This is a genomic window from Streptococcus infantis (assembly GCF_001579645.1).
GTDB lineage: Bacteria > Bacillota > Bacilli > Lactobacillales > Streptococcaceae > Streptococcus > Streptococcus infantis_E.
Genome location: NZ_KQ970818.1, coordinates 620,181 through 622,236, shown reverse-complemented (window position 1 = coordinate 622,236; position 2,056 = coordinate 620,181). Strand labels below are relative to the sequence as shown.

The 2,056-nt window shown below is 42.2% G+C and carries 2 pseudogenes; one reads left to right on the top strand and one right to left on the bottom strand.

The annotated features are described in order from the left end of the window. Window positions 1–1,602, bottom strand: a pseudogene (locus SINDD18_RS10350) (hypothetical protein); the annotation flags it as partial. Between the two features lie 73 nt (window positions 1,603–1,675). On the opposite strand from SINDD18_RS10350, the pseudogene SINDD18_RS11640 reads away from it, so the two are divergent. Beyond that, window positions 1,676–2,056: pseudogene (locus SINDD18_RS11640) on the top strand (hypothetical protein); the annotation flags it as partial.

Sequence of the window (2,056 nt, the reverse complement as noted above, 5' to 3'; positions counted from 1 at the left end):
CGTTGACGCTGACTTAGACGCGCTGGTTGATGCTGAAGCCGAAGCACTCGTTGACGCTGACTTAGATGCGCTGGTCGATGCTGAAGCTGAGGCACTCGTTGACGCTGACTTAGATGCACTTGTCGACGCTGAAGCCGAAGCACTCGTTGACGCTGACTTAGATGCGCTGGTCGATGCTGAAGCTGAAGCACTCGTTGACGCTGACTTAGATGCGCTGGTTGAGGCTGAAGCTGAAGCACTCGTTGAGGCTGACTTAGACGCACTTGTCGACGCTGAAGCCGAAGCACTCGTTGACGCTGACTTAGATGCACTTGTGCTTGCTGAAGCTGAGGCACTCGTTGAGGCAGAAACAGAGGCTGACTTAGACGCACTTGTTGACGCTGAAGCTGATGCACTTGTTGATGCAGAAACAGATGCGCTTTGACTAGCACTTACTGAGAGTGACTTGGATTGTGAAAGAGACTGACTTGTCGTGCTAGATTCAGATTCAATAATTTTGTTATTAAAATAGTTAGTAAAACGTGTATCATCATCCGCACCTGCATAAGGAGTAAAAGTGAAGGATGTATCAGTACCAGTAATTGGAACTGTCCAAGTTGATGTTAACCCGTAACCTTGCCTTGCAAAGTAACCAATCATCTGTCCACCATTTCCCCATGTATAATTACCAGTTCCATTGGTAGTAATAGGCGTAGTAGCATCTTTCAGTCTATTATTATTAGTAAATTTCTTTCCTGAAGAATCTGTAAGATAACTTGTTACACTTGAAGGTGAAGGTGTTCCCAAACCTTTCCCAAGCGTAAACATTGTCTGTCTAGACGTTCCTGTATTATACAGAGTATGGTTAAATCCTACATTTTGTTTTTCAACGGTAGATGTAGTTGGATTATCATAGGAAATTGTATAGACAAAGGTCAATTTTGAACCATTATTTGTCACTGTCAATTTATAGTAAATTGGAACATTATATACTGAATCTACACCTTTACCTGTATAAACTTTTGTCTCCCCTTTAGCAACGTTTAGACTTGCACTAATTGCAGGAGCACCATTGACAGTCGTATTGCCAGAAAAACCAGCAGCATTCATAGAAGCCATTAACTGATCAATGGAATCACCTAAACGCTTACGTTGTTCAGCATAAGATTGGAGACTGGCATTTGTACTAAGCAAATCAGTACTAGCAGTGATCTCCTTCTGAACACTAGCAATAGCTTGTTCAATAACTGCTTTTTGATCAGCATTAGTAACTGACGCTGCATAATCACTAGCTAGTTTTTTTAGAATTTCAGCTTCAGACAGATTCTGATCTAAAATTTCCTTTTCGGTATCAAGTTTAGACTGATTTTGGGAATCTGTTGATCTAGTACCATCGATTTGAGAATTAGCTTGACCATTAGGGTTATTCAGCTGGTCTGAATTCGCATTCAAAACAACATTAGCAATAGCATTGCGTGCTGAAGTTGCCGTTTGAATAGCTTTAGTTAGATCTGCATTTGGATCCTTCAAAGCATTTTCGATTTCAATAATCGCATTCTGAACTTTGAGAATCGCAGTGTCCGTATCTGGCAAATCTACTGCTTTTGCAAGATACTCACCCATCTCAGCTGAAAGTTTAGCAAGTTTCTTACGATCTTCTTCGACCTTCTTAGCAGTTGCTTCTGTAGCGGCAGTTGTGGCTACAAGATCTGTTGCAGACGCTGACAAGTTGGTCGTTGAATCTGAAACTTTCTCTACTTTTGAGATTAGGGTATTAAGGGTTACCTTGCCCTCCAAAGCTGTCGATGCCGTTTCTGATGATTCACCTACTTTATCAGTTAGCGAGCTTGTATCCTTTCCAGCTTCGGTTACAGTTTCTTTCGCAGCTGTTTGTGATCCTGCTACAGTTGATGAAGCAGAGATACTTGTTGAAGCCGATGTACTTGCTGATTCTGATGCACTTGTACTCGATGAGGCTGACTCAGATGCAGAGGTACTTGCCGACTCTGAAGCTGATGTGCTTACTGATACAGATGCACTTGTTGAGGCTGACTCAGACGCACTTGTGCTTGCTGAT